This is a genomic window from Prevotella sp. HJM029, assembly GCF_000599605.1.
Taxonomy (GTDB): domain Bacteria; phylum Bacteroidota; class Bacteroidia; order Bacteroidales; family Bacteroidaceae; genus Prevotella.
The window spans coordinates 1-265 of the sequence record NZ_AZHT01000007.1; the positions used below are offsets into that span (position 1 = coordinate 1).

At 50.9% G+C, this 265-nt stretch carries 1 rRNA gene; it reads left to right on the forward strand.

From position 1 onward, the window contains the following. Window positions 1-265: ribosomal RNA gene (locus tag X919_RS0100825) — 23S ribosomal RNA — on the forward strand; the annotation flags it as partial.

Below are 265 nucleotides of genomic sequence, written 5' to 3' on the forward strand. Positions count from 1 at the left end.
GAATGGTGAGGGCGATGGCAGAAACGGTTAATATTCCGTTACTACCTTTAGGAGCGATGTGGAGACGGAGTAGTGACACTGCCGCGGGGTGACGGATATCCCCGTTAAAGAGTGTAGGCGTTGATCGGAGCAGGCAAATCCACTCCGTGAGCCGATCTTGAAAGTACTGCAGCTTCTTCGGGAGCAGCAGATAGTGCAGGTAATCAGACTTCCAAGAAAATCCGCTAAGCATATTCTAAAGGTACCCGTACCGCAATCCGACACA